The organism is Embleya hyalina (genome assembly GCF_003967355.1).
Lineage (GTDB): Bacteria > Actinomycetota > Actinomycetes > Streptomycetales > Streptomycetaceae > Embleya > Embleya hyalina.
On the sequence record NZ_BIFH01000024.1, the window covers coordinates 12877 to 39021 of the forward strand.

Annotated in this window: 22 protein-coding genes and 1 pseudogene; 6 read left to right on the forward strand and 17 right to left on the reverse strand. The window is 72.0% G+C overall.

Going from position 1 to position 26145, the window contains the following annotated elements; all coding sequences use genetic code 11:
* Positions 1–32 precede the first annotated feature (32 nt).
* Positions 33–509: an indole-3-glycerol phosphate synthase gene (locus EMA17_RS25150; RefSeq protein WP_126639399.1), complete on the reverse strand. Its 477-nt coding sequence runs from the start codon at positions 507–509 to the stop codon at positions 33–35.
* Between the two features lie 123 nt (positions 510–632).
* Positions 633–1373 (reverse strand): dihydrofolate reductase family protein, encoded by a 741-nt coding sequence (locus EMA17_RS25155; RefSeq protein WP_126639400.1) that lies wholly within the window; start codon positions 1371–1373, stop codon positions 633–635.
* Between the two features lie 31 nt (positions 1374–1404).
* On the opposite strand from EMA17_RS25155, the gene zapE reads away from it, so the two are divergent.
* Both zapE and EMA17_RS54270 read left to right on the forward strand, forming a co-directional pair.
* Positions 1405–2445, forward strand: coding sequence for a cell division protein ZapE (gene zapE, locus EMA17_RS25160; protein ID WP_126639608.1), 1041 nt, complete (start codon positions 1405–1407; stop codon positions 2443–2445).
* Positions 2446–3269: 824 nt separating this feature from the next.
* A complete protein-coding gene (locus tag EMA17_RS54270) occupies positions 3270–4142 on the forward strand; it encodes a PPK2 family polyphosphate kinase (protein ID WP_246126901.1) in 873 nt (290 codons plus the stop codon).
* A 51-nt stretch (positions 4143–4193) separates the two neighbouring features.
* On the opposite strand, the gene treZ is transcribed toward EMA17_RS54270, so the two are convergent.
* From treZ to EMA17_RS25185, 4 genes are all read right to left on the reverse strand, one after another.
* Positions 4194–5954: a malto-oligosyltrehalose trehalohydrolase gene (gene treZ, locus EMA17_RS25170; RefSeq protein WP_126639402.1), complete on the reverse strand. Its 1761-nt coding sequence runs from the start codon at positions 5952–5954 to the stop codon at positions 4194–4196.
* Positions 5955–6022: 68 nt separating this feature from the next.
* Positions 6023–8314: a malto-oligosyltrehalose synthase gene (gene treY / locus EMA17_RS25175; RefSeq protein WP_126639403.1), complete on the reverse strand. Its 2292-nt coding sequence runs from the start codon at positions 8312–8314 to the stop codon at positions 6023–6025.
* 75 nt (positions 8315–8389) lie between these two features.
* Positions 8390–10504, reverse strand: coding sequence for a glycogen debranching protein GlgX (gene glgX / locus EMA17_RS25180; protein WP_126639609.1), 2115 nt, complete (start codon positions 10502–10504; stop codon positions 8390–8392).
* Between the two features lie 185 nt (positions 10505–10689).
* Positions 10690–10893, reverse strand: coding sequence for a hypothetical protein (locus EMA17_RS25185; RefSeq protein WP_126639404.1), 204 nt, complete (start codon positions 10891–10893; stop codon positions 10690–10692).
* A 309-nt stretch (positions 10894–11202) separates the two neighbouring features.
* Between EMA17_RS25185 and EMA17_RS25190 the strand changes: the two genes are divergently transcribed.
* The gene (locus EMA17_RS25190) at positions 11203–12621 is read left to right on the forward strand and encodes a DUF5919 domain-containing protein (RefSeq protein WP_126639405.1); all 1419 of its coding nucleotides are present in this window, start codon (positions 11203–11205) and stop codon (positions 12619–12621) included.
* A gap of 15 nt (positions 12622–12636) precedes the next feature.
* Here the strand turns inward: EMA17_RS25190 and EMA17_RS25195 are convergent, their stop codons facing one another.
* From EMA17_RS25195 to EMA17_RS56045, 11 genes and pseudogenes are all read right to left on the reverse strand, one after another.
* Complete coding sequence (locus EMA17_RS25195) at positions 12637–13524, reverse strand: phosphotransferase enzyme family protein (protein WP_246126882.1); 888 nt, start codon at positions 13522–13524, stop codon at positions 12637–12639.
* Between the two features lie 24 nt (positions 13525–13548).
* Positions 13549–14286: a sirohydrochlorin chelatase gene (locus EMA17_RS25200; protein ID WP_126639406.1), complete on the reverse strand. Its 738-nt coding sequence runs from the start codon at positions 14284–14286 to the stop codon at positions 13549–13551.
* Between the two features lie 10 nt (positions 14287–14296).
* Positions 14297–15214, reverse strand: coding sequence for an ABC transporter permease (locus EMA17_RS25205; RefSeq protein WP_126639407.1), 918 nt, complete (start codon positions 15212–15214; stop codon positions 14297–14299).
* Positions 15201–15998, reverse strand: a complete 798-nt coding sequence (locus tag EMA17_RS25210; RefSeq protein ID WP_126639408.1) for an ABC transporter ATP-binding protein — start codon at positions 15996–15998, stop codon at positions 15201–15203. Before EMA17_RS25210 ends, EMA17_RS25205 begins: the two co-directional genes overlap by 14 nt.
* Positions 15999–16080: 82 nt before the next feature.
* On the reverse strand, positions 16081–17142 hold the full coding sequence (locus EMA17_RS25215; protein ID WP_126639611.1) for an ABC transporter substrate-binding protein: 1062 nt from the start codon (positions 17140–17142) through the stop codon (positions 16081–16083).
* A 217-nt stretch (positions 17143–17359) separates the two neighbouring features.
* Complete coding sequence (locus EMA17_RS25220) at positions 17360–18706, reverse strand: sulfate adenylyltransferase subunit 1 (RefSeq protein WP_126639409.1); 1347 nt, start codon at positions 18704–18706, stop codon at positions 17360–17362.
* A 2-nt stretch (positions 18707–18708) separates the two neighbouring features.
* Positions 18709–19635: a sulfate adenylyltransferase subunit CysD gene (gene cysD, locus EMA17_RS25225; protein ID WP_126639410.1), complete on the reverse strand. Its 927-nt coding sequence runs from the start codon at positions 19633–19635 to the stop codon at positions 18709–18711.
* Between the two features lie 55 nt (positions 19636–19690).
* Entirely contained in the window at positions 19691–20389 is a 699-nt protein-coding gene (locus tag EMA17_RS25230) for a phosphoadenylyl-sulfate reductase (protein WP_126639411.1), read from the reverse strand.
* A gap of 71 nt (positions 20390–20460) precedes the next feature.
* Positions 20461–20664, reverse strand: a pseudogene (locus tag EMA17_RS25235) (hypothetical protein); the annotation flags it as partial.
* Positions 20661–22358, reverse strand: a complete 1698-nt coding sequence (locus EMA17_RS25240; protein ID WP_126639413.1) for a nitrite/sulfite reductase — start codon at positions 22356–22358, stop codon at positions 20661–20663. The pseudogene EMA17_RS25235 and the gene EMA17_RS25240, both read right to left, overlap by 4 nt.
* A gap of 133 nt (positions 22359–22491) precedes the next feature.
* A complete protein-coding gene (locus EMA17_RS56045) occupies positions 22492–22575 on the reverse strand; it encodes a putative leader peptide (RefSeq protein WP_355541009.1) in 84 nt (27 codons plus the stop codon).
* A 227-nt stretch (positions 22576–22802) separates the two neighbouring features.
* On the opposite strand from EMA17_RS56045, the gene EMA17_RS25245 reads away from it, so the two are divergent.
* The 3 genes from EMA17_RS25245 (at position 22803) to rsgA (ending at position 26144) form a co-directional block, all read left to right on the forward strand.
* Positions 22803–23333, forward strand: a complete 531-nt coding sequence (locus EMA17_RS25245) for a MarR family winged helix-turn-helix transcriptional regulator (protein ID WP_126639414.1) — start codon at positions 22803–22805, stop codon at positions 23331–23333.
* Between the two features lie 111 nt (positions 23334–23444).
* On the forward strand, positions 23445–24812 hold the full coding sequence (locus EMA17_RS25250; protein WP_246126883.1) for a YihY/virulence factor BrkB family protein: 1368 nt from the start codon (positions 23445–23447) through the stop codon (positions 24810–24812).
* A gap of 240 nt (positions 24813–25052) precedes the next feature.
* Positions 25053–26144, forward strand: a complete 1092-nt coding sequence (gene rsgA, locus EMA17_RS25255; protein WP_218043020.1) for a ribosome small subunit-dependent GTPase A — start codon at positions 25053–25055, stop codon at positions 26142–26144.
* Position 26145 lies beyond the last annotated feature (1 nt).

The following is a 26145-nucleotide window of genomic DNA, read 5'->3' on the forward strand; positions in this document are numbered from 1 at the left end:
CCCGCGTTCGGCGCGGGCTCCCCGCGATTGTGTCAGCTCACGTCGTGTGCGAAGAGCTTGAGCACCGGCACGCCCACGTTCTGTCGGGCCCGCGAGGCCCAGTCGCGGTGGAAGACCTCTTCGATGAAGTGCGGGTCGGTGAGCACGATCACCTCGTCGGCGTGGTGCCGCTCGACGATCTGCTTGAGCGTGTCCAGCGGGTCCCGGCCGGGGGTGGTCTCGCCGACGGCGGTGGCGCCGCTCGCGCGCAGTGCCGCCACGCTCGCCTCCAGGGTGCGCCGGGCCGCCTCCGCGCCGTCGTCGGGGCCGGGCCGCTCCTCGATGTCGTCGGCCACCTCGCCCAGGCGTACCAGGGCCGCGTCGTCCAGCGCCTGGAGCAGCTTGCGATGGTCGGCCTTGCCGGGCAGGACCACCACGAACGAGGTCTCGACGCCCTCGTGCAGGCCGGTCACGAACGCGACGTCCGCCTCGTTCAGGACCTTTTCGACGAGCAGCACGATCGTGTACACGCAACACTCCTTGACGCATCGGTCGAGCCGGGTGTCCACGCCCCGTCTGCCCGGAGTCCACCCTCCCATTCGCACCGACCGGCGGGCGCCGGCCGGGGCCGCCGAAACGGCCCCGGCCGGGTCCTACGCGCGGACGTAGCGGGAGAACAGCGCGCCGTCCTCCTCGAGGATCGAGATCGGGCGCATCGCCTGCGCCTCGGCGAGCGCGGGGCCGGCCAGAAGCCGGTGGGCGGGTCCCGAGGTCAGCAGCGGGCTCACGGTCAGGCACAGCTCGTCCAGCCGGCCGCACGCGGCGATCTGCGCCAGTACGTGCGGGCCGCCCTCGGTGAGCTGCCGGGTCAGCCCGCGGGCGGCCAGCGCGTCGAGGGCGAGGCCCAGGTCGACCCGGTCGCGCCCGGCCAGGAGCACGTCGCCGTACTCGGCCGCCGCCGCCAGGCCCTTGGGCTGGGCCTCCTCGCAGGTGATCACGATGGTGGGGGTGACCGCCTCGGTGAACAGCGGCGTGGTGAAGTCGATGGCGAGGCTGCGCGAGACGATCGCGATCACCGGCGCGGGCAACTGTCCGGCGGCGGCCCGGGCGGCGGCGTAGGCGGGCCTGGGCCGCGGCGGCCGGTAGCCCTCCTGGCGCACGGTGGCGGCGCCCACCACGATCACGTCGGCCAGGCCGCGCAGCACACCGAAGACGCGCTTGTCCGCGGGTGAGGACAGGCCGGCGGACAGGCCGTCGGGGGCCTGCGCGGCGCCGTCCAGGCTCGTCACCATGTTCGCCCGCAGCCAGGTGCGGTCGGGGGGATAGGCGTAGGCCTCGACCAGGTCGACGTCGGGTTCGTCGGGGGTGGAGGGCACGGGAAGGAGACGGCGCATGCGATCGAGTTTCGCACGCGTCGTAGGCTTGATGATCGTGTCCGTAGCTCCCGTGTCGTTGACCACGCGCCACCCCAGCGTCCCCGCCGACCGCCTCGTCGCCGAGATGGTCCCGCCGCCGCGGTTCGGCGACGTGCGTTTCGACACGTACATCCCCGACCCGAACCAACCCGGGCAGGCCGCGGCCGTGGTCCGGCTGGAGCGGTTCGCGGCGGGGCTGAACGGGGACGGCGCAAAGCGCCGCTGGTTCCGCCGGGAGCAGGCGGCCGGGCCGAGCGGGATCTATCTCGACGGCGGCTACGGCGTCGGCAAGACCCACCTGCTGGCCTCGCTGTGGCACGCCTCGCCCGGCCCGAAGTCGCTGTGCACCTTCGTCGAGCTGACCAACCTGGTCGGCGCGCTCGGATTCCGGCGGACCGTCGAGGCGCTGTCCGGACACCGGCTGCTGTGCATCGACGAGTTCGAACTCGACGACCCGGGCGACACCGTCCTGGTGTCGACCCTCCTGGGCAAGCTCGCCGACGCCGGCGTCAAGCTCGCCGCGACCTCGAACACGCTGCCGGACAAACTGGGCGAGGGGCGGTTCGCCGCGCAGGACTTCATGCGCGAGATACAGGGGTTGTCCGCGCGCTTCGAGGCGCTGCGCATCGACGGCGAGGACTACCGGCACCGGGGCCTGCCGGCGGCGCCCGCGCCAGTGGCCGAGGACATGGTCACCGCGGCCGCCGAGGCCGCGCCCGACGGTGCCGCGCTGGACGACTTCCCCGCACTGCTCGCGCACCTGGCCACGGTGCACCCCAGCCGCTACGGCGCGATGCTCGACGGGATCACCGGCGTCTTCTGGCGCGGGGTGCACCCGGTCGAGGACCAGGGCACCGCGCTGCGTCTGGTGGTGCTCGCGGACCGGATGTACGACCGCGAACTGCCGGTGGTGGCCTCGGGCGTGCCGTTCGACGAACTGTTCACCGAGGAACTGCTCGGCGGCGGCTACCGCAAGAAGTACCTGCGCGCGATATCGCGCCTGGTGTCGATGGCCCGCGACGGCGCCGAGCGCATCCCCGCCCCCCGCTGATCCGCCGCCGCCCGGACGCCGCGCGTGGGCGATCGGCGGGTCGGTGCGGCATCATCGGAGCCGGGTCCCGACGACGCGGAGGCAGCGGCATGGCGAAGAAGGCCGACGGCAGGAGTGCAGGCAGGGCCGACCGGGGCACGAAGGGGTCGACGCCGGTGGGCCTGGGCGAGGCCCCGGACGCCGAGGCGGTCGTGCAGGGGCCGACGGCCACGAAGAAGGCGACCAAGCCCGCGAAGGCCGCGAAGGCCGCCAAGCCCGCGAAGGGCGACAAGCCCGCGAAGGCCGCGAAGGGTGACAAGTCCCCGAAGCCCGCCAAGCTCGACAAGGCGGCGAAGGCCGCGAAGGGCGACAAGCCCGCGAAGCCCGCCAAGCTCGACAAGGCCGCCCGGGCCGCGAAGGCGGAGCGGGTCGACGAGGCGGCCAAGGCCGCGAAGAAGGCCGCGAAGAAGGCGGCCAAGGTGCTCGAGGCCGAGCGCGAGGCGCAGGCCGACCTCGCCAAGGCGGCGAAGAAGGCCGCCAAGAAGGCGGACCGCAAGGCCGCCGCGGCGCTGGAGGCCGCGGCCGAGCGGGTCGCCGCCGAGGCCGCGAAGGCGGCGAAGGCACTCGCGAAGCAGACCGAGGCCGAGCGCGCGATCGCCGAGGCGCCGGCCGCGGACCCGGAGCCCGCCGTCGGCCCGGCCGTACACTTGGTCGCCGACCCGGCGGACGATCCGGCCCCCGACGCCGAGCCCGCCGTCGACCCGACCGCCCCGACCGCCGTCGAGCCGGGTCCCGCCGAGCAGCGGCCCGAGCCCGCCCCGCCCCGACTCCGGGTGCTCGTCGAGGTGCCCGCCGACAAGTACGCGCCCCCGGCCGATGTGCCGTCCGTACGGGCCGCGTTGCGGCTGCCGGGCGGCCCCGTCGACCTGGCCGCGATCGATCCGCGCGCCACGCCGAGCTTCGCGGGCGACAAGGCCGACGCGCTCGCCGACATCGGCGCGATGGGACCCAGGCTGGCCGAACTCCAGGAGCGGCTGTACGCGCAGGCCGTGGCCGGCGGGGCGCGCCGCCGGGTGCTCCTGGTGGTCCAGGGCATGGACACCTCCGGCAAGGGCGGCACGGTCAAGCACGTGATCGGCCAGTTCAACCCGTCGGGCTGCCACATCCACGCGTTCAAGGCGCCGACCGAGGACGAACTCGCCCACCCGTTCCTGTGGCGGGTCCGCGCCCAGGTGCCCGGCCCCGGTCTGATCGGCGTGTTCGACCGTTCGCACTACGAGGACGTGCTGATCGCGCGGGTGCGCGACCTGGTCCCGCGCCAGGTCTGGTCGCGCCGCTACGCCACGATCAACCGCTTCGAGCAGAGCCTGGCCAAGGACGAGGTGACCGTCGTCAAGGTCTTCCTGCACATCTCGCCCGAGGAGCAGAAGGAACGGCTGCTGGCCCGGCTCGACAACCCGGACAAACACTGGAAGTTCAACCCGGCCGACATCGACGAGCGTTCCGTGTGGCCCGACTACCGCACCGCCTACGAGGCCGCGCTGGAGAAGTGCGACGGCGACGCGGCGCCCTGGTACGTGGTGCCGGCCGACCGCAAGTGGTACCGCAACTGGGCGATCAGCCGGCTGCTCCTGGAGCACCTGACCGAGTTGGACCCCCGCTACCCGGCGGGCGACTTCGACGTCGAGGCCGAGCGCAAGCGCCTGCTCGACGCCTGAGCGTTTCCGACGGCCGAGGACGGCGGTCGCGGTCGGCGCGGCGGCACGCCCCTAACGGGTGCCGATCCGGACCACCGCGACCGACGTCGCGGGCAGCCGCAGGGTGGTGCCGACCAGGCCCCGGCGGATCTCCGCGCGGTCGTCCCAGGCCGCGACGATCTCCGCCGCCCCGGTGCCCATCGGCAGCGTCGCGGGCTGCTCGGCCAGGTTGACCGCGGTACGGAACGCGCCCCGGTGCACCATCAGCCAGCCGGCGGTCTCCTCGAAGCTGACCTGGACCCGGGTCAGGTCCGGATCGGTCAGGTTCTCCCACTCCCGGCGCAGCGCGATCAGCCGCCGGTACCAGGCCAGCAGGGCCGCGTGCGGGGCGCGGGCGGGCTCCTTCCAGTCCAGGCACGAGTCGCGCACGGTCTGCGCCGACTGCGGGTCGGGGATCTGCGCCGCGTCCCACCCGTGCGAGGCGAACTCGGCGCGGCGGCCGTTGCGTACCGCCTCGGCCAGCTCCGGGTCGGTGTGGTCGGTGAAGTATTGCCAGGGCGTGGACGCGCCCCACTCCTCGCCCATGAACAACATCGGGGTGAACGGCGCGGTGAGCACGAGCGCGGCGCCCGCCGCGAGCAGCGCCGGCGGCAGGGTCGCCGAGATCCGGTCGCCGGTGGCCCGGTTGCCGACCTGGTCGTGGGTCTGGAGGTAGCCCAGGAATCGATACGCGGGCATCCGCGAGGTGGGCACCGGGCGGCCGTGCGTGCGCTTGCGGAACGAGGACCAGGTGCCGTCGTGCAGCCAGACCCGGGTGAGTGTCTTGGCGAGGGTGCCCATCGAGCCGAAGTCGCCGTAGTAGCCCTGGCGTTCGCCGGTGAGCAGGGCGTGCAGCGCGTGGTGGAAGTCGTCGCTCCACTGGGCCTGCACGCCCATGCCGCCGCTCTCGCGCGGGGTGACCACGCGAGGGTCGTTCAGATCCGACTCGGCGATCAGGAACAGCGGCCGGCCGGTGGCGGCGGCGAGCTTGTCCACCGCCTCGGACAACTCCTCCAGGAACGGCACCGCGCGGTTGTCCGCGAGCGCGTGCACCGCGTCCAGGCGCAGTCCGTCCACGTGGTAGTCGTGCAGCCACATCAGCGCGCTGCCGACCAGGTAGGCGCGGACCTCGTCGGAGCCCGGGCCGTCCAGGTTCACCGCCGAACCCCACGGGGTGCGGTAGCGGTCGGTGAAGTAGGGGCCGAAGGCGGGCAGGTGGTTCCCGGACGGGCCCAGGTGGTTGTGCACGACGTCCAGGATCACGCCCAGGCCGCGCACGTGGCAGGCGTCGACGAACCGCTTGAGGCCGTCCGGGCCGCCGTAGGGCTCGTGCACCGCCCACGGGCACACGCCGTCGTAGCCCCATCCGTGCCGGCCCGGGAACGCGGACACCGGCATCACCTCGACGTGGGTGACGCCGAGGTCGACCAGGTGGTCGAGCCGCTCGACGGCCGCGGCGAACGTGCCCTCGGTGGTGAACGTACCGATGTGCAGCTCGTAGACGACCGCGCCCGGGAGCGGCCGGCCGGTCCAGGCCCCGTCGCCCCACGTGTACGCCGCGTGGTCGACCACGCGGCTCGGGCCGTCGGGGCCGGTGGGCTGCCACCGCGAACGTGGGTCGGGCAGCGGGTCGTTGCCGTCGATGGCGAACGCGTAGTCGCTGCCGTGTACCGCCGTCGGCACGTCCGCCTGCCACCACCCCGGCCGGTTCGCGTCGCGCATCGGCTTGCGTCGGCCGTCGACGACGACCTCCAGGGACGACGCTTTCGGAGCCCAGACCTCGAACCTGACCACGATGGTTGTGTCCTTCCGGGAACGCGTGCGAACGGATGGGAACGGCCGGGCGCCGGGCCCCGGCCGGATCAGCCCCGGGTGAGCAGGGCGACGGGCAGGTCCTCCAGGATGTGCCGCAGGCGGGCCTGGCCGGTGTACGTGCCGCCGGTCAGCGCGTCGACCCAGCGGCCTTCGGGCAGCGGGAGCAGCGCGCCGCCCCAGTGGCCCTTGGCGGCGAGACCGGCCGGCAGCCGGGTCGCCACCGTGATCGCCTCGCCGCCGCGGATGAACGCGATGGCGTGGTCCGCTTCCTTGCCGCGGGCGCGCAGCGGCGTGTAGGCGCCGGCGAACCAGTCGGGACGCGCGCGGCGCAGCCGCAGCGCGGCGGAGGTGACCCGGAGCTTGAGCGCGTCCAGCGGGCCGTGCTCGCGCCCGAAGTCGACGGGGGCCCGGTTGTCCGGGTCGACCAGGGTGTACAGCGCCAGTTCGCCGCCCTGGTACACGTCCGGTACGCCCGGCATGGTCAGCTGGACCAGCTTGGCGCCGAGCGAGACCGCGTGTGCGGCGCGGTCCACCGTGGCGACGAAGTCGGCGATGTCGGCGCCGAGTTCGTCGTCGGCGAGGACGGCGCGGACGAAGGCCTCGCTCGCCGCCTCGTAGTCCGGGTTCGGGTCGGCCCAGGTGGTTTCCCGGGCCGCCTCGCGCATCGCCTTGCGCAGGTAGGCCACCGCCCGGTCCGGGGTGAGCGGCCAGGCGCCGACCAGGGTCTGCCACAGCAGGTAGGTGTCGTAGCCGTCCGGGCCGAAGCGGAACTCGGAACGGTGCGGTCGGGACAGCTCGTTCCAGGCGTGCACCCGGTCCGCCCAGTCCTCGGGAATCTCCGCGAGCACCGACAGCCGGGCCCGGACGTCCTCGCTGCGCTTGGTGTCGTGGGTGCTCAGCGTGGTCATCGTGGTCGGGGACATGCGCCGGCAGGCGGCGTGGAACCCGGCGAGGTCCGAACCGAACGTGTCGGGCGCGCCGCCGACCTCGTTCAGCGAGCTCAGGGTGTACCAGCGGTAGAACGCGCGGTCCTCCACGCCCTTGGCCGCGAGCGCCGCCGCGACCTGGCCGAAGCGGGTACCGAACTCGCCGTCGGCGAGCGCGAGTTCGGCGATCTCGCGGGCCGCCTCGGAGACCTGTCCCGGGACCCCGGTCAGCGCCCGGGCCATCGCGGCGATCGAGCCGGGGCCGGCGCCGGGGTAGGGGCGGTAGGTGGGGAACGCGGTCAGCAGCGGGGGCAGCGCGCGGCCGACGTCGCCGGCGCCGGCCACCGGCTCCAGCCGGTCCAGGGTGCGGCGCAGTCGGGCGAACTCGGTGGCCAGGCCGCCGGCGAGGACCTCGGCCCTGGCCTCCTGCGCGAGGTAGTCGAAGCCTTCGCGCACCCCGGTTTGTTCGCGGTGCAGCGCGCGCAGCGGGTCGGCGCCCTCGGGGTCCAGGAAGAGGTTGTCCACCCGGCGCAGCGCGTCGTAGCCGGTGGTGCCGTCGCAGGCCCAGTCGGCGGGCGTCGTCTCCTCGTCGGAGAGGATCTTCTCCACCACGATCCACGCGTTCGGCGCGGCGGCGCGCAGCCGCTCCAGATAGCCGCGCGGGTCGGCGAGGCCGTCGGGGTGGTCGATCCGCAGCCCCTGGATCAGGCCCTCGTTCAGCAGCCGCAGAATGGTTCCGTGGGTGGCCGCGAAGACCTCGTCGTCCTCCTGGCGCAGCGCGATGAGCCCGGAAATGGTGAAGAAGCGGCGATAGTTCAGCTCGGTGTCGGCGCGCCGCCAGTGCGCGAGTTCGTAGTGCTGGGCGGCGAGCAGTTCGTCGAGCGCGAGCTTTTCGGTGCCGGGACGGAGCGGGAACTCGTGGTCGTGGTAGCGCAGCACGTGGCCGTCCACGATCAGCTCGTCGGCGACCTCCTCGACCGGGCCGCCGAGCACGGGCAGCAGGACGCGCCCGTCGTGCATGGTCCGGTCGATGTCGAACCAGCGGGCGAAGGGCGAGTCGGCGCCCTCGCGCAGCGTCTCCCACAGCGGCCGGTTCAGCGACTCGGGCGTGGGCACCGCCATGTGGTTGGGCACGATGTCCACCACGAGGCCGAGCCCGTGTGCGGCGGCGGCCGCCGCCAGCTCGCGCAGCCCGTCCTCGCCGCCGAGGTCGGCGGACACGCGCGAGTGGTCGACCACGTCGTAGCCGTGGGTGGATCCGGGGACGGCTTGCAGGACGGGCGACAGGTGCAGGTGGCTCACCCCGAGCGAGGCGAGGTGGGGCACGGCGGCGGCGGCCTCGGCGAACCCGAAGGCGGGTTGCAGCTGGAGCCGATAGGTGCCGGTCGGAACACGAGAAGGCGACGAGGTCATGCCGACAAGCTTCCCCGGACATCCGTGACCTACCACCCGCCGGGGTGGTGAAACCCACGCCGGCGGGTGATCGGGTCACGGTCGTTGCAGGACCACCAGCGAGCGGGACTCGACGGTCTGGGCGGCGCCGCCCTCGATGGTCGGGCGGGATCTGGGCTCGTGTATCACCGTCTTGTCGTCGGCGGTGTCGACCACCACGGTCCAGGATCGGCCCAGGTCCGCCGGGATGGTGAACTCCTCGGCCTCGTGCGAGGCGTTGAACAGCAGCAGGAACGAGTCGTCGGTGATCTTCTGGCCGCGCGGGTCCGGTTCCGAGATGGCGTTGCCGTTGAGGAAGACGGCGACCGACTTGGCCGCCGCCGCCCACCAGTCGCCGTCCGACATCTCCTCGCCCGTGGGGGTGAACCAGGCGATGTCGGTCAGCTCGTCGTGGGTGCCCTGGACGGATCTGCCGTGGAAGAAGCGGCGGCGCCGAAAGACCGGGTGCTCGGCGCGCATCCGGGTCATCATCCGGGTGAACTCGAGCAGGTCGGGGCCCTCGCCGTCGGGCCAGCGCACCCAGGAGAGTTCGTTGTCCTGGCAGTAGACGTTGTTGTTGCCCTGCTGGGTGCGGCCGAACTCGTCGCCGTGCGCGATCATCGGCACGCCCTGGGACAGCAACAGGGTGGCGATGAAGTTGCGCTGTTGACGGGCGCGCAGCGCGAGGATGTCCGGGTCGTCCGTCTCGCCCTCGACGCCGTGGTTCCAGGACCGGTTGTGGCTCTCGCCGTCGCGGTTGTCCTCGCGGTTGGCCGCGTTGTGCTTGTCGTTGTACGACACCAGGTCGTGCAGGGTGAAGCCGTCGTGGCAGGTGACGAAGTTGATCGAGGCGATCGGTCGGCGGCCGTCGTCCTGGTACAGGTCGGAGGAGCCGGTCAGTCGTGAGCCGAACTCGGCGAGGGTGCGCTCCTCGCCGCGCCAGAAGTCGCGCACCGTGTCGCGATACTTGCCGTTCCACTCGGTCCACAGCGGCGGGAAGTTGCCCACCTGGTAGCCGCCCTCGCCGACGTCCCACGGTTCGGCGATCAGCTTGACCTGGGAGACCACCGGGTCCTGCTGGACCAGGTCGAAGAACGAGGACAGCCGGTCCACTTCGTGGAACTGCCGGGCCAGCGTGGCGGCGAGGTCGAAGCGGAACCCGTCCACGTGCATGTCGGTGACCCAGTAGCGCAGCGAGTCCATGATCAGCTGCAACACGTGCGGGCTGCGCATCAGCAGGCTGTTGCCGGTGCCGGTGGTGTCCAGGTAGTAGCGCTTGTCGTCGGCGAGCCGGTAGTAGGACGCGTTGTCCAGGCCGCGGAAGGACAGCGTGGGGCCCAGGTGGTTGCCCTCGGCGGTGTGGTTGTAGACCACGTCGAGGATCACCTCGATGCCCGCCGCGTGCAGCGCCTTGACCATCGAGCGGAACTCCTGCACCTGCTGCCCGCGTTCGCCGGTGGACGAGTAGGCCGCGTGCGGCGCGAAGAAGCCGATCGTGTTGTAACCCCAGTAGTTGCGCATCCCCAGGTCGGACAGCCGGTGGTCCTGGACGAACTGGTGCACCGGCATCAGCTCGATCGCGGTCACCCCCAGGCTCACCAGGTGCTCGATCACCGCCGGGTGCGCCATGCCCGCGTAGGTGCCCCGGATCTCCTCGGGCAGGCCCGGGTGGCTGCGGGTCAGCCCGCGCACGTGCGCCTCGTAGATCACCGTGTCGTGGTATCCGGTGCGCGGCGGCCGGTCGTCGCCCCAGTCGAAGTAGGGGTTGATCACCACCGAGGTCATCGTGTGCGGCCCGGAGTCGGTGGTGCTCATCAGGTCGGGGTGCTCGAACGAGTAGCCGTACATCGACTCGTGCCAGTGCACCTCGCCGCTCATCGCCTTGGCGTACGGGTCGAGCAGCAGCTTGTTCGGGTTGCACCGGGTGCCCGCGGCCGGGTCGAACGGGCCCTGGACGCGGTAGCCGTAGCGCTGCCCGGGTTGGATCCCGGGCAGGTACGCGTGCCGGACGAAGGCGTCGGCCTCGCGCAGCTCGATGCGCCGCTCGGTGCCCTCCTCGTCCAGCAGACACAACCAGACGCGTTCGGCGGCCTCCGAGAAGACCGCGAAGTTGGTGCCGGCGCCGTCGTACGTGGCGCCCAGCGGATACGAATGACCGGGCCAGACCTGCATGAGCAACCTGCTTTGTCGCGGATCGTGCTTCGGCAGCATTTCGGCAGCTTGCAGTCTCCCGTACCGGACCCGATCCGGGGGTGCAATCCACTCCGGCGTCCCCCGGTCGGGTGGATTTCATGCCTGGGGCGGGCCGTGTGCGGCCGGCCGAACCGATCGTCGCCGATCAATTCCGGTCGGAACGATCAGATCCAGTCGAGCAGTTCGGCGGCGAGCATTTCCTCCCGGCAGGGCCAGGCGCCGCCGCACGAGCACGCCACGCCGTCGGTGTCGGGGATCGCGGTGCGCCGATGGTGCGCGAAGATCTCCGCGACCACATCGCGATACCGGGCGAAATCGTCCTCGGCGCCGTCGTGTACCGCCGGGATCCTGCTGTTCGTGGCCAACATGACGACCTCCTGGGTGCCACGGTTCCTGCCGGATGAGACGGATCGTCGATCCGTCTCGGTTGCGCCCCGGAACAGGAGGAGGGAAGACCCTCTCCCGTCCGGCAATTGTTTCGCTATGACGTTGCGCTGCTCGGCAGAAGTTGCCAGAGCGCGTCGAGTCCCCCCAATCGCCTTACGCCATCCGGGTAATGCCGGTGCATTCGTCACCCGAACGGGGCACGCCGACCGGCCCGCGCGGGCCCCCCGAGGCCGCCGGGTTTCGCTATACGCTCGTTCGGTTCCGGCTCGACGACGAACGGATGGGACGCGATGGCCGATCGGGAGTCCAACCCGCCACCCTCGACAACCGACGAGGATCCCGCGGCGGGGACGAGTACGACCGGTCTCGACGGCACGACCGGATTCGGCTCGGGCGGCGACACCTTCCCGGACCCGTACGCCCCCTGTCCCGACGGCGACCCCCCGGGCGGCACGGCCGGTCTCCCGGGCACCGTCGGACTCACCGACACCGGCTCGTTCGCCCTCGACCCGGGCAGCCTGCCCGGCCCCCGCCACGCGGCCGCCGGCACCGCCGTCCTGGACGGCTCCGGGCCGCCCGACCCGATGCCGGGGATAGACCCCGCGACGCTCACCTGGACCGAGGACGACTGGGCCGCCGCCCTGCTGCGCGGCCGCCGCGCCGGTCGGGCGTACGTGTACCTGAACCTGATCGAGCAGCGGCTGCGCGCGGTGATCAGCGCGGTGCTGGTCCCGGTCTACGGACCCGGAGAGAACCCGCACGACGACGGCGCGTGGGTGCTGGCCGCGGCCGGCAGCGTGCAGAACGAATGGGTCGAACGCGCCGAGGCGGTCCGGGAGATGAGCCGCCGGCGCGGCTACATCGTGGACCCCGCCGACGACGAGCTGATCGCCTTTTTGACCCTTCCGCAGCTGCGCGAGCTGATGGTGCGCAACTGGTGGTGCTTCGAGCCCTTCCTGCCGGACCGGCGCAAGCTGGAACGCGCCCTGGAGGAGGTCGAGATCGGCCGGCACATCGTGGCCCGCAACCGGGTGCTCTCGCCCGACGTGCTCGCCCAGGTGGAACGCGCGTGCCTGCGCGTGCTGGCCATGCTGGACGGGCCGCTCGCCGACCAGGGCGACCGACGGCTGGCCCTGGACGCGGTCGAGGAGTTGTTCGCCGGGCGCTACGCCGACGTGGTGGGCGTCTTCCAGGACCGCTCCGCGCTGCAGCGCCGGTTGCCCTTCGCCGACCTGGTGGACGGCGCGCGCGGGATCGACGCGATGGGCGTCTCGCTCAACCTGCTGTGCCAGAACCACTCGGGCCGCGATCTGGCCCGGCTCGGCGCCGGCGGGTGCGACATGCGGCTGCTCTTCCTCAACCCCGCGGGCGACGCGATGAAGCAGCGCGAGCGCGACGAGGGCATCAAGAAGGGGCTGCTGTCGCGGATGACCACGCTCAACATCCTGCACATGCGCCGCGTCCGGGCGATGCTGCGCGAGCCGCGCCGGATCGAGATCCGGCTCTACGACGAGGCGCCGCGCTTCGGGGCCTACCTGGTGGACGGGGAGGTGGGGCTGATCCAGCCGTATCTGCGGCACGCGCGCGGCGTCGAGTCGCCCGCGTTCGTGCTGCGCGCCGACGCGGCGGGCGGCTCCGGACGCGGGCTCTACCCGCTGTTCCAGGAGGAGTTCGAGCAGCTGTGGGTGGCGGGCAAGCGGACCTCGTGAGCGCCGGGGACCCGGTCAGAACGCGTGCCAGCGCGCCTCGGTGTCGCCGGTGCGCAGGGTGCGGACCCGGTGGTGGAACTCCTCCTCCGCCGCCGGGTTGCCCGGCACGTGCTGGGCCACCCAGGCGGTGGCGGCCAACTCGCGGGTGTCGCGCAGCACCGGGTAGCCGGGCCACTCGGTCACGTCGAAGCCGTACTTGCGGGCGAACCGCCGCTCCGCGCCGTCGGGCAGGCCGTAGCGGGCGGCGGCCATCGGGGTGAGCACCAGGTCGAACTCGCGCAGGTCGTGCGCGACCGTCTCCCAGTCCAACAGCAGCGCCCGGCCGCCGTGTACGCCCACGTTGCGCAGCAGCGCGTCGCCGTGGATCAGGCCGGTCGGCAATGCCGGGGTCAGCTCGCGGCGGGCCGCCTCCAACGCGTCGCGGCGGGCCGACAGATAGCGCCGATCGGCCAGCCCCACCGCCGCGTCGGCCGAGTCCAGCCAGGTCTCCACCAGCGCCAGCGGATCGCGGGCGGGCAGCGCGAACGGCGGCGCGGGCAGCGCGTGCAGCTTGCGCAACAGCCGGGCCAGGTCGGCCACGTTCGGCTCACGCTCGGCCGGCGGCAACAACTCCCAGAAGGTGACGGGGCGCCCGTCGACCAGCACCGGCCGGGCCTCGATCCCGGCCGCCGGTCGCACCGCCGGGAAGTCCTGTTCGGCCAGCCAGCAGGCGACCGCGATCTCGCGCCGGGCGCGCTCGGCCAGGTGCGCCCCCCGGGCCACCCGCGCGACCAGGCCGGGACCGGGCAGCGCGAACACCGCGTTCTCGCCGAAGGAGAGCAACGTCGCGTCGGCGGAGGGCACTTCGACCTCCGCACACGCGCGCACGAGCACCGAACGTTCGCCGGCCACCGAGTCGATCACGCCGGAGATGGTACCGGTCCGGGCTCAGGCGGAGAGCCCGGATCTCGCCGGCAGCGCCGCGTCGTAGCGATCGAGGACCAACCGGGCGATTTCGGGGGTGTCCGCGACCGGTTCGGTGACCAGCTCGGCACCGGCCGCCAGCGCCTGTCCGACGATGCGGTCCGGCAGGATCCCCGGCGCCAGCATGCAGGACGCCACCGCGATCCGCTCGGCGCCCAGGGCGCGCAACCCCTCGACCGCGGCGCCGACCGTGGAGCCCTGGTGGACGGAGGCGAACGCGGGGACCACGGCGCACCAACCGGTACGCCGCCACTCCCGCGCGACGATGGTGGTCACCGCGTTCGCCTCCGGATCGGTGGAGCCCGCGGTGGCCAGGACGACGCCGTAGCGGGCGTCTCCCGGCCGTACCCCGGCCTCGCGCATGCGCAGGTTCAAAGCGTCGAGCAGCAGCGGGGACGGGGCCAGTGTGGCCGTTTGGCGCACCGTCAATCCGCGGTGGCGCAGGACGTTCGGCACGTCCTGCTTGGCGTGGAACGCCGGGGTGAACAGCAGCGGCACCGCGACCGCGGTGTCCGCCCCCGCCTCGGCCAACTCGGCCAACCGCTCCGGCACACGCGGGCCGCAGTGGTCCAGATAGCCGATCTCCACCCGCAACCCGGGCCGCAGCGCGCGCACCCGCGCGGCCAGGGCGGCCATCGCCGCGGCATGCCGGGGATCGCGGCTGCCGTGCGCGACGGCCACAAGCGGGGGAGCGAGGTTCATGGCCGCCTTCCTACCGGCCCGCGACCAGGCCGCGCTGCCGCAGCACCAGGCGCTCGATCGGAGTGAACACCAGCATCTCGATGCCGATGCCCACGATCAGGATCATGAAGACCGCGGTCAACATCATCGGCATGTCGCCCAGGTCGCGTCCCTGGTCCATCAACTGTCCCAGACCCGAGCCCAGTTCCGGCCCCGCCGCGATCAGCTCGGCGGCCATCAGCGAGCGCCAGGAGAACGCCCAGCCCTGCTTGAGGCCGGCGATGTAGCCGGGCAGCGACGCGGGCAGCATCACGTGCCACACGCTGTTGAGCCCGCGCGCGCCGAGTACCCGACCCGCGCGCAGGTACAGCGGCGGGATCTGGTCGATGCCGGCCACCAGGCCGTTCGCGATCGAGGGCACCGCGCCGAGCAGCACCACCGCGTAGATCGCGCTGTTGTTCAGGCCGAACCAGATCACCGCCGGCGGCACCCACGCGACCGAGGGCAACGACTGCAACCCGGACAGGATCGGCCCGATCGCCGCCCGGATCCAGTTCACCCGGGCCACGATCAGGCCCAGCGGGGTGCCGATGGCGACCGCGATCAAAAAGCCCAGGATGCCTCGGGAGAGGCTGGTCCACAGGATGTCGAAGACGGTGCCCTTCTTCCACTGCACCATGAACGCGTCCCACACGTCGGCGGGGCTGGGCAGCGCGTAGCGGGGCTTGATCTCCATGGAGTAGGCGATCTGCCAGGCGGCCAGCACCAGCACGATCGCGACGACCGGCGGCAGCACCTTCTCCAGGAGCACCCGGTGCGGGGGCTTGCGCTCCTTGTCGTAGGTCTCCAGCGCGTCCAGGCCGGCTTCGAGCCCGGCGAGGTCGTCCGCGTCGGTCTCCGGGGCGGCGTCCGCCCCGGGGGCGGGCTTGGTCAGATCAGGCGCGGCCATGGCGGCGGATTTCCCCTCGCAGGTGGTCGGTGATCTCGACGGACAGATCCGACACGCCGGCCGATTCGATCCGGCGCGGCTGCGGTATGTCGATGGTCCACTCCCGGGCGATCCGACCCGGGCGCGAGGACATCAGGACGACGCGCTGGGCGAGCCGCACGGCCTCGCGCACGTTGTGGGTCACGAACACCACCGAGCGGCCGGTCTCCGCCCAGATCCGGGTCAGTTCGTCGTGCAGCACGTCGCGGGTGATCGCGTCGAGGGCGGCGAACGGCTCGTCCATCAGGAGCAGGTCGCCGGCCTGGGCCAGCGCCCGGGCCAGCGCCACCCGCTGGCGCATGCCGCCGGACAGTTCGTGCACCCGCTTGCCGTACGCGCCGCCGAGTCGGACCAACTCCAGCAGCGCGTCGGCCTCGGCGCGGCGCTGCTCGCGCGGCACCCCGCGCAGTTTCAGGGCCAGTTCGATGTTCTTGCCCGCGGTCAGCCACGGGAACAGCGCGTGGTCCTGGAACATCAGCGCGGGGCGGTCGCCGGAGACCTCGATGGTGCCCGAGGTGGGCCGGTCCAGGTCGGCGATCAGGTTGAGCAGGGTGGACTTCCCGCAGCCCGACGCGCCCAGGAGGCAGACGAACTCGCCCGGGCCGACGGTCAGGTCGATGCCGTCCAGGACGGGGGTGCCGCCGCGTCGGCCGAAGATCTTGGTGACCTGGTCAAGGCGGACCGCGAAGCCGGTGTCGACGGGGGTCGTGGCCGTGGGCGTGGCCTCGCTGATGGTCTGGGTCATGTCCGGATCACCTCTCTCGGTGGCGCGTCGGGCGGGAAGTGCGCCCCGGGCGCGGTGGCCCGGGGGGAGAACGACGAGCGGATTACTTCTTCGGGCCCAGTCCGGCGTCGGCGACCGCGGGCTTGCCGGCGGCGGCGAGGACCTTGTTCAGGATGGTCAGGTCGTAGATGCCGTGGATGTCGAGCTTCTTGGTCACGCCGACCGCGACCCCGTCCTCGGACAGCTTCACCAGCGACGCCGCGAGCGGGTCGTTGGTGATGGCGATGTTCGGCCAGGCCGCGTCGAGCACGTTCTGCGCGAGCGGCTTGCCCGCGAACTCGGTGATCTTGGCGTTGACCGCGGCCTTGGCCTTGTCCTGGTTGCCCGCCGCCCAGTCGTTCGCGGCGACCTGCCCCTTGATCAGGGCCTCGACGGTGTCCGGGTGTTCCTTGAGGAACTTGGTGGACACGATCAGGTCGGTGGTGACGAACTTGCCCTCCGGCCACAACGTGCGCTCGTCCACGAGCACCTTGGCGTTGGCCTCGAGCACCAGCCGGGTGGCCCACGGCTCGGGCAGCCAGGCGCCGTCCAGGTCGCCCTTCTGGAACGCGGCGAGGGTCTGCGCGTTGTCGGTCGGGACCACGCTCACGTCGCCCTTGCCCGAGGTGTCCACGCTGTAGCCGTTCTTGGTCAGCCACGCGCGCAGGGCGACGTCCTGGGTGCCGCCGAGCTGCGGCGAGGCGATCTTCTTGCCCTTGAGGTCGGCGGGCCCGTTGATGCCCGGCTTGACCACCAGCGACGCGCCGCCCGAGGTGGCGCCCGCGACGATCCGCAGGAGTTCGCCGTTGGTGCTGGTGAACCCGGAGATCGAGGGGTTCGGACCGATGTAGGTCGCGTCGATCGAACCGCCCTTGAGCGCCTCGATCGCGGCCGGACCGGCGTTGAACACCTGCGGCTTGATCTCGGTGGTGCCCAACTCCTTCGCGAAGAAGCCCTCGTTCAGCCCGATCAGCGGCGTCGCGTGGGTGACGTTGGCGAAGAAGCCGAGTCGGATCTGCGAGGCCGACGTACCCGCCTTCGCGCCGCCCGTCGCCGGACCCGCGCCCGCGGCCGGCGTGTTCTTCTTGTCGTCCTTCTTGTCCGAGCCGTAGCCGCACGCGGACATGGCGAGCAGCGGCAGGAGGAGGGCGGCGGCGAAGCCGGTACGGATGGATCTGCGGCGGTATTGGCCGGATTGCGTCCCGAAAACGGACATGCGGGGACCTTCCCTCGGGCCCGCGCCGTCGGGCGCGGGCCGGGATGACGAATGTGATGGGCGACGGGCGATGCCACGAACAGGGCTGACGGAGCGTCAAAAGCGGGTGGTCAGACCCGCGTTCGGATCAGCCGTGACATCGGCCCGGCGCGGCGAACGCGGCGCCGGCCATGCCGGCGGTGAGCGTGGAGCCGTCGGCCTCGTCGATCAACAGGAAGGAACCGGTACGGCGGCCGACGGCGTAGTCGTCGAGCGCGAGCGGCTGGGCGGTGCGCAGGACCACGCGCGCGATGTCGTTGGCGCGCAGTTCGGTCGGGTGCTGCTCGTGACCGAGTTCGCCGTCGATCGGCGCGTTCAGGTCGAGCCGGTAGGCGATGTCCTTGACGATCGCCTTGACCGTGCGGGTGGTGTGCTTGAGCAACACCCGGTCGCCGGTGCGCAGCGGCCGGTCGGCGACGTGGCACACGGTCGCCTCCACGTCCTGGGTCGGGGTGGGCGCCTCGTCGATCGGCGCGATCAGGTCGCCGCGCGAGACGTCCACGTCGTCGGCGAGCCGCAGGGTGACCGACTCGCCCTGCCGGGCCCGCCGGACGGGGACGCCGAGCCGGTCGATGCCGGCGATCGTGGTGCGCTGTCCCGACGGCAGCACCACCACCTCGTCGTCCTCGTGGAACACGCCGGAGGCGATCTGCCCGGCGTAGCCCCGGTAGTCGCGGTACTCGTCGTCGGACTGCGGCCGCAGCACGTACTGCACGGGGAAGCGCGCGGGCTCCTGCGTCGGGTCGGTCTCGACCGGCACCGTCTCCAGGTATTCCAGCAGCGTCGGCCCGGAGAACCAGTCCATGTGCGAGCTGGGGTCCACCACGTTGTCCCCGCGCAGCGCGGACACCGGGATCGAGCGCACGTCCGGCACCCCGAGCGCCTTCGCGTATTCGGTGAACGTGTTGGCGACCTCGGCGAAGCGCTCCTCGCTGTAGTCGACCAGGTCCATCTTGTTGACCGCGAGCACCACGTGCGGCACCCGCAGCAGCGCCGCCACCGCCGCGTGGCGCCGGGTCTGCTCGACCACGCCGTTGCGCGCGTCCACAAGCACCACGGCCAGCTCCGCCGTGGAGGCGCCGGTGACCATGTTGCGCGTGTACTGCACGTGTCCCGGGGTGTCGGCGAGGATGAACCGGCGCCGGGCGGTGGCGAAGTAGCGGTAGGCGACGTCGATGGTGATGCCCTGCTCGCGCTCGGCCCGCAGGCCGTCGGTGAGCAGCGCGAGGTCCGCCTCCTCCTGGCCGCGCTCGTTGCTGACCCGGGTCACCGCCTCCAACTGGTCGCTCAGCACCGACTTCGAGTCGTGCAGCAACCGGCCCACCAGGGTCGACTTGCCGTCGTCGACGGAACCCGCGGTGGCCAGTCGGAGCAGGCCCACACGATCGTCGACGGTCACGCCGGCCGTCGGGGAAATCTCGGACGTCCCACTCATGACTAGAAGTACCCCTCGCGCTTGCGGTCCTCCATCGCGGCTTCGGACATCTTGTCGTCCGCGCGCGTGGCACCTCGTTCGGTCAGCCTGCTCACCGCGATCTCGGCGATGACGTCCGCCACCGTGGCGGCGGGGGAGTCGACGGCACCGGTGCAGCTCATGTCGCCGACCGTGCGGTAGCGCACCACGCGCCGCACGACGGCCTCGTCGGCCCGGGCGCCGCCCCACTCGCCGGGGGAGAGCCACATGCCGTTGCGCTCGAAGACCTCGCGCTCGTGCGAGAAGTAGATCCGCGGCAGCGCGATCTTCTCCCGCTCGATGTACTGCCACACGTCCAGCTCGGTCCAGTTCGAGATCGGGAACACCCGCACGTGCTCGCCGACGCGGTGCCGGCCGTTGTACAGCTGCCACAACTCGGGGCGCTGGCGCCGCGGGTCCCACGCGCCGAACTCGTCGCGCAGCGAGAACACCCGCTCCTTGGCCCGGGCCTTCTCCTCGTCGCGTCGGCCGCCGCCGAACACCGCGTCGAAGCGGTGCGACTCGATCGCCTCCAGGAGCGGCACCGTCTGCAGCGGGTTGCGGGTGCCGTCGGGGCGCTCGCGCAACCGGCCGTTGTCGATGAACTCCTGCACGCTCGCCACGTGCAGCCGCAGATTGTGCTCGGCCACCACGTTGTCGCGGTATTCGATGACCTCTGGGAAGTTGTGCCCGGTATCGACGTGTAGGAGCGCGAACGGCACCTGCGCCGGCCAGAAGGCCTTGCGCGCCAGGTGCAACATCACGATCGAGTCCTTGCCGCCGGAGAACAGGATCACCGGCTTCTCGAACTCGCCCGCCACCTCGCGGAAGATGTGCACGGACTCGGCTTCCAACGCGTCCAGGTGGGTCAGGGCTCCGGGTGCGGTGCCCTTGTCGATCGTCGTGGTCACGCCAACCCCTCCTTCGTCTTCGTCGAGCACGGTGCCGTGGTGCGTATCGGGCCGGTCATGCGTGGATCCCGCACTCGGTCTTGCCCAGGCCGGCCCAGCGGCCGGCGCGGGCGTCCTCGCCGGGAGCGACCCGGCGGGTGCAGGGCGCGCAGCCGATCGAGGCGTAGCCGTCCATCAGGAGCGGGTTGGTCAGCACGCCGTGCTCGGCGATGTAGGCCTCCACGTCGTCCTGGGTCCAGCGCGCGATCGGGGCGACCTTGACCTTGCGCCGACGCGCGTCCCAGGAGACGACCGGGGTGTTCGCCCGGCTCGGCGAGTCGTCCCGGCGCAGGCCCGTGGCCCACGCGCGGTAGTCGGTCAGCGCCCGCTCCAGCGGCGCCACCTTGCGCATCGCGCAACACGCGTCGGGGTCGCGATCGTGCAGCGCGGGGCCGTACTTCGCGTCCTGCTCGACGACGGTCAGCTCCGGGTGCACGGTGATCACGTTCACGTCGTAGACCGCGTCGACCGCGTCGCGGGTGCCGATGGTCTCGGGGAAGTGGTAGCCCGTGTCGAGGAAGACCACGTCCACCCCGGGGGCGACCTTCGAGGCCAGGTGTGCCACCACGGCGTCCTCCATCGAGGAGGTCACGCACCAGGCCGGGCCGAACCGCTCGTGCGTCCAGGCCAGGATCTCGGACGCGGTCGCGTCCTCCAGTTCGAGCGCCGCCCGGCCGGCGAGCGCTTCGAGGTCGGTGCTCTCGGTGACGGTCATCGGCCCTCCTCCTGTGCGATCGACTGGTGCGTGTGGCCGGCGAGCGGCTCGGTGCCGGGCCCGTCGGGGCCCCGCTGCCCGTCGCCATGCTTCTCGGGGCTGTGCCGTGTGGGGAAGACCAGGCCGAGGAACTTCAGCGAGAACGCCCGCCGGCAGGCCGAGCACAACCAGGTGCCGTGCCCCTCCTCGTGCGGGCGCAGGTCCTCGTCGCCGCAGAAGGGGCAGTAGAACGGCACGGCCCGTTGGCCCGGCTCGGCACCGCCGGCGGCGCTCACGACAGGTCCGTGTCGGTCGCGCGCACGGCCCACTGGGCGAAGCGCTCGCCCTCGCCGCGCTGTTCCTCGAAACGACGCAGCACCCGCTCGATGTAGTCGGCCAGCCCGGCCGAGGTCACCTTGAGACCGCGGATCTTGCGGCCGAAGCCGGGGTCGAGGCCCAGGCCCCCGCCCAGGTGCACCTGGTAGCCCTCGACCTGCTCGCCGCTCTCGTCCAGGACCAACTGGCCCTTGAGGCCGAAGTCGGCGACCTGGATGCGCGCGCAGGCGTTCGGGCAGCCGTTGATGTTGATCGTGATCGGCTGGTCGAACTCCGGGAGCCGCTGCTCCAGTTCGTCGATCAGCGTGATCCCGCGACCCTTGGTCTCCACGATCGCCAGCTTGCAGAACTCGATGCCGGTGCAGGCCATCGTGCCGCGCCGGAAGGGACTCGGGTCCACCCGCAGGCCGAGCGCCTCCAGACCCTCCTTGAGCGAGGCCACCTTGTCCTCGGCGACGTCCAGGATGAGCATCTTCTGCTCGACCGTGGTGCGCACCCGGTCCGATCCGTGCCGCTCGGCGAGGTCGGCGATCTTGCCCAGCGTGGCCCCGTCCACCCGGCCCACGCGCGGGGCGAAGCCGACGTAGAAGCCGCCGCCCTTTTGCGGACGCACGCCGACATGGTCGCGCCACACTTGCGCGGGCGCGTCCGGCGCGGGGCCGTCGATCAGCTTGCGCTCCAGGTATTCGCTCTCCAGCACCTCGCGGAAGCGCTCCGGCCCCCAGTCGGCGACCAGGAACTTCAGTCGCGCGCGGTTGCGCAGCCGGCGGTAGCCGTAGTCGCGGAAGATCGAGATGACGCCCTCCCAGACCTGCGGCACCTCCTCCAGCGGCACCCAGGCGCCCAGTCGCACCGCGAGCTTGGGGTTGGTGGACAGCCCCCCGCCGACCCAGACGTCGAAGCCCGGACCGAACTCGGGGTGCACGACGCCCACGAAGGAGACGTCGTTGATCTCGTGCGCGACGTCGAGCAGCGGCGATCCGGAGATCGCGGTCTTGAACTTGCGCGGCAGGTTGGAGTATTCGGGCTTGCCGATGTAGAGCCGGTTGATCTCGTCGATGGCCCAGGTGCCGTCGATGATCTCTTCCTCGGCGATGCCCGCCACCGGGGAGCCGAGCACCACGCGCGGGGTGTCGCCGCACGCCTCGGTCGTGGACAGGCCGACGCCCTCCAGGATCCGCCAGATCTCCGGGACGTCCTCGATCCGGATCCAGTGGAACTGCACGTTCTGCCGGTCGGTGATGTCGGCCGTGCCGCGCGCGAACCGCTCGGAGACCTCGGCGACGGCGCGCAGTTGGGCCAGGTTCAGCCGGCCGCCGTCGACCCGCACGCGCAGCATGAAGTATTCGTCGTCCAGCTCGTGCGGCTCCAGCACGCCGGTCTTGCCGCCGTCGATCCCGGGCTTGCGCTGCGTGTACAGGCCCCACCACCGCATGCGTCCGCGCAGGTCGTTGGGGTCGATCGAGGCGAAGCCGCGGTGGGCGTAGACGTTCTCGATGCGGGCTCGCACGTTGAGACCGTCGTCGTCCTTCTTGAACTGCTCGTTGCCGTTGAGCGGTTCACGATGGCCGAGGGCCCACTGACCCTCGCCGCGATGGCGAGCGGTCTTGCGGGCGCGGGGACCGCTGCCGGCGGTGTCGGTAGTGGCGGCCATGGGGAGCGTCCTCCGGGCGGATCGGTGGGGGACGCACGGTGGGGCATCCGGCCGCACCCTCGCCGGACCGGCCGTGAGAGTCGTGGTGCCGGTGCGACCGCGCGCCCGGCAGGCTGATGCGGCGGGCGGGTCGTCAGACCGGCGAACAGACGGCGCTGGACATGCGTCCGAGGTCGACGTGGAGTCGACCTACGAGAGCGATACCGGCGCGAGACATGTCGCAAAGATTGACATGGAGCCAGATAGCCGTCCATCGGTGTCCGGGATGCGAACGGTCATCTCATATTTCGAACACCCATGCCCATAATGTGGGATGAGATGATCTTTTGCCGTCGGCCGCGGCATGGATCGTCGCCGCGGTTGGTTACGGTACGGGTGGTCGGATCACGCACCCCCGGGCGGTATCACGACCCACGCACCACAGTGGACGAGGAGCTGATCGGTATGCCAGGCGAGGTTCTGGGTGTGCCTCGGCGCAGAACGCGCTCCGTTTGTGTGGTCGAGGCCGGCCCCGCGCCCGCCGCCGAGCGGCCCGAGCCGCGGCGCGAGGAGGCGGTCGAGACGCTGCGCTACGCGCTCAACGGATTCCTGTCCGCGATCCGCGCCGACCGCGCCGGGCGGGCCGATCCGGTCGACGCCGACGCCGCCCGCCATCGCCTGCTCGCGACGCTCGCCGACGAACTCGACCTGGACAACGAGCGGCTGGGCCGGGTGCTCGGGCTGTCCCCGGCCGCGGTGCGCGACCTGCTGGACGTACACGGGCGCGAGGGCCTGGTCGAGGCGGTGCGGGCCGGGCGCGGGCGGGGCGGCTCGGTGGCTCGGCTCACCCCCGCCGGGCGGCGCGAGCTGTACCGGCTCGACGCGCTGTTCCGGGAGAGCTGGGAGAGCGCTTTCGCCGACCTTCCGGCCGAGGAACTGCGGACCGCGGCCAGGGTGCTCAGCCGGCTTTCCGGGGTGCTGATCCCGAGCCGCTGACCAGCGCGGACCGGTCCGCGCACCGGTCCGGCGCGGCACCTCGCGCCGGGGGCGATTCACCCGGACGACGACTTGGCGAATGGCGGGCCTCCGGCCGGATACCTTAAAGGGGTGGCAGCGGACTACCAACAACGACCTCGCCTGCGAGGGGCCGGTCGCATCCGGTTGCGGAGCGCACTGTGGCGGATACTCCGCGAAACGGTGATCTCCTGCTTCAACCACCGGGTGACCGGCCTCGCCGCCGAGGCCGGGTTCTTCATGCTGCTGTCCCTGCCCCCGCTGCTGCTCGGCCTGGCCGGCACCGTCGGCTACCTGCACGGCCTGATCGGCGGCAGCACCGTCAACGACCTCAAGGCCGACATCGTCAAGGCGGCCGGGTCGGTGCTCTCCGACAAGAGCATCGACCAGGTGGTCGTCCCACTGGTCAACGACGTCTTCGACTCCGGCCGCGCGGACATCATCTCGGCCGGCTTCCTGATCGCGCTGTGGTCCGGCTCGCGCGCGCTCAACGTCTACGTCGACACCATCACGATCATGTACGGCCTGTCCGGCAAGCGCGGCATCGTGCGCACCCGGTTGTTGTCCTTCACCCTCTATGTGGTCGGGCTGCTGCTCGGGATGTTCCTGATCCCGCTGCTCGTGGCCGGCCCGGAACTGGTGGTCAAGGCCTTCCCGCACTTCGCCGGGACCGTGCACATCCTCTATTGGCCGGTCCTGGTGGTGCTCTCGGTCTGCTTCCTGACCTCGCTCTACCACGTGTCGGTACCGGTGCGGACGCCGTGGCGCGAGGACATACCGGGGGCGCTGGTCGCACTGCTGCTGTGCATCGTCGGCAGCTTCCTGCTCCGGGTGTACCTGGCCACCACCATCGACGGGCCCACCGTCTACGGCTCGCTCGCGGCCCCGGTCGCGGTGATGGTGTGGATGTACTTCGCCGCCATGGCGGTATTGATCGGCGCCGCCGTCAACGCCGCGATCGACCAGGTGTGGCCGAGCCAGGAGACCGCGCAGGCCCGGGCGGAGCGGGACAAGGAGAAGGCCGCCGAGGAGATCGCCGCGGCGATGGAGCACCTGCGCTCGGGGCGGCACCGGGGCACTCCCGGCGACTGGACGCCCGGGGGCGAGCACGACGAGATGGAGGACACCGTCATCCACGGCGAACTCCCCGACCTCGGCGAGCCGCCGTCGGAGTTCCCCGAACGCTGGGCGATCCACGCGCGCGACGCCAAACGCGGCGACGCGGGCACGATCAACGGCCGGGCCAACGGCGCCCGGCGGGCGGGCGAGCCGCAGAACCGCATGCCGTCCCGGCCGCCGCGCCCGCCGGGGCCGCCGCCCACCAACGGCCAGCCGCCCAGCCTGCACATGCCCGCCGGTCAGGAGTTGCCGGGCCTGCCGCTGGACGACACCGCGTGGCCGCCGCGCCCGACCCGACCGGTGGTCGGCGAGCAGGAACACGCTCGACGCGAGCGCCCGTGATGGCCTAGGATTTTTCGAGCGGCCCGAGGGCCGTACGAAGCGGAGCCCGGAGCGCGGCCCAGAGCCGCACGAGACAGGTGGGAGGTGGATGTCGTGACCACGACCTTGATGACGGTCGCCCGGACGGGCTGGACCTCATACCCCACCCCCATCCTCAGGGTCCGCACCGCGTAGCCGCGCCACGTCGTTCGTCGTGACGGCGCGCAGGTCGGCGGATCCGCCCCTCGAAGGGCCACCGGCTTGTCTTCCCAGCAGCACACCCGTTCCACCTCTTCTTCCTCCTCCTTCCCGACCTCCGACGTGCTCGCCGCCTACGGCTGGGACGCGGAGCGGGACACCGAATTCGCCCCCTACCTCGGACACGGCCTGATCCCCGGCCGGATCGCCCGGGTGGACCGCTCGTTGTGCGAGGTGGTCACCGCCGACGGCACCGTGCGTGCCGCGCACGGCGGCGGCGACCTGCCCTGCACCGGTGACTGGGCGGTCCTGGAAACCCCCGACGACGGTCGCGAACCGTTCGTCGCGGCGCTGTTGACCCGGCGTACGTCCCTGGTGCGCTCGCAGGCGTCCGGGCGCTCGGCGGGTCAGGTCCTCGCGGTCAACGTCGACCTGATCGGCGCCGTCGTCCCGCTGGACACGCCCCCCGACCTCGGCCGGCTGGAGCGGTTGCTCACCCTCGCGTGGGAGAGCGGCGCCCGGCCGCTGGTCATCCTCACCAAGGCCGACCTCGCGGCCGACGCCGACGATCTGCGCGCGGACGTCGAGGCGGTCGCGATGGGTGTCGACGTGGTCGTCGCCAGCGCCGTCACCGGCGAGGGCCTGGACGTCCTGGACGCGTACACCGCCGGGCAGACGGTCGCCCTGATCGGCACCTCCGGCGCGGGCAAGTCCACCCTCACCAACGCGCTCGCGGGCACCGAGGTCACCGCGGTCCAGGCGGTGCGCGGCGACGGCAAGGGCCGTCACACCACCACCTGGCGCGAGTTGGTGCCGCTGCCCAACGGCGGCGTGCTCGTGGACACCCCGGGGATGCGCGGGGTGGGCATGTACGACGTCGGCGAGGGGCTGGATCGCACCTTCTCCGACATCGACGCGCTGGTGGCCGACTGCCGGTTCGCCGACTGCACGCACGACAGCGAACCGGGCTGTGCGGTGCTCGCCGCGATCGAGGCGGGCGAACTTCCGCAGCGCCGTCTGGACAGCTATCGCAAGCTGCTCCGGGAGGCCCGGTGGATGGCCTCGCGCGAGGACCACCGCATCCGGGCCGAACGCGCCCGGGAGTGGAAGCTGATCCACAAGGAGATGCGCCGCTCGCCGTCGCCGAAGAAGTGAC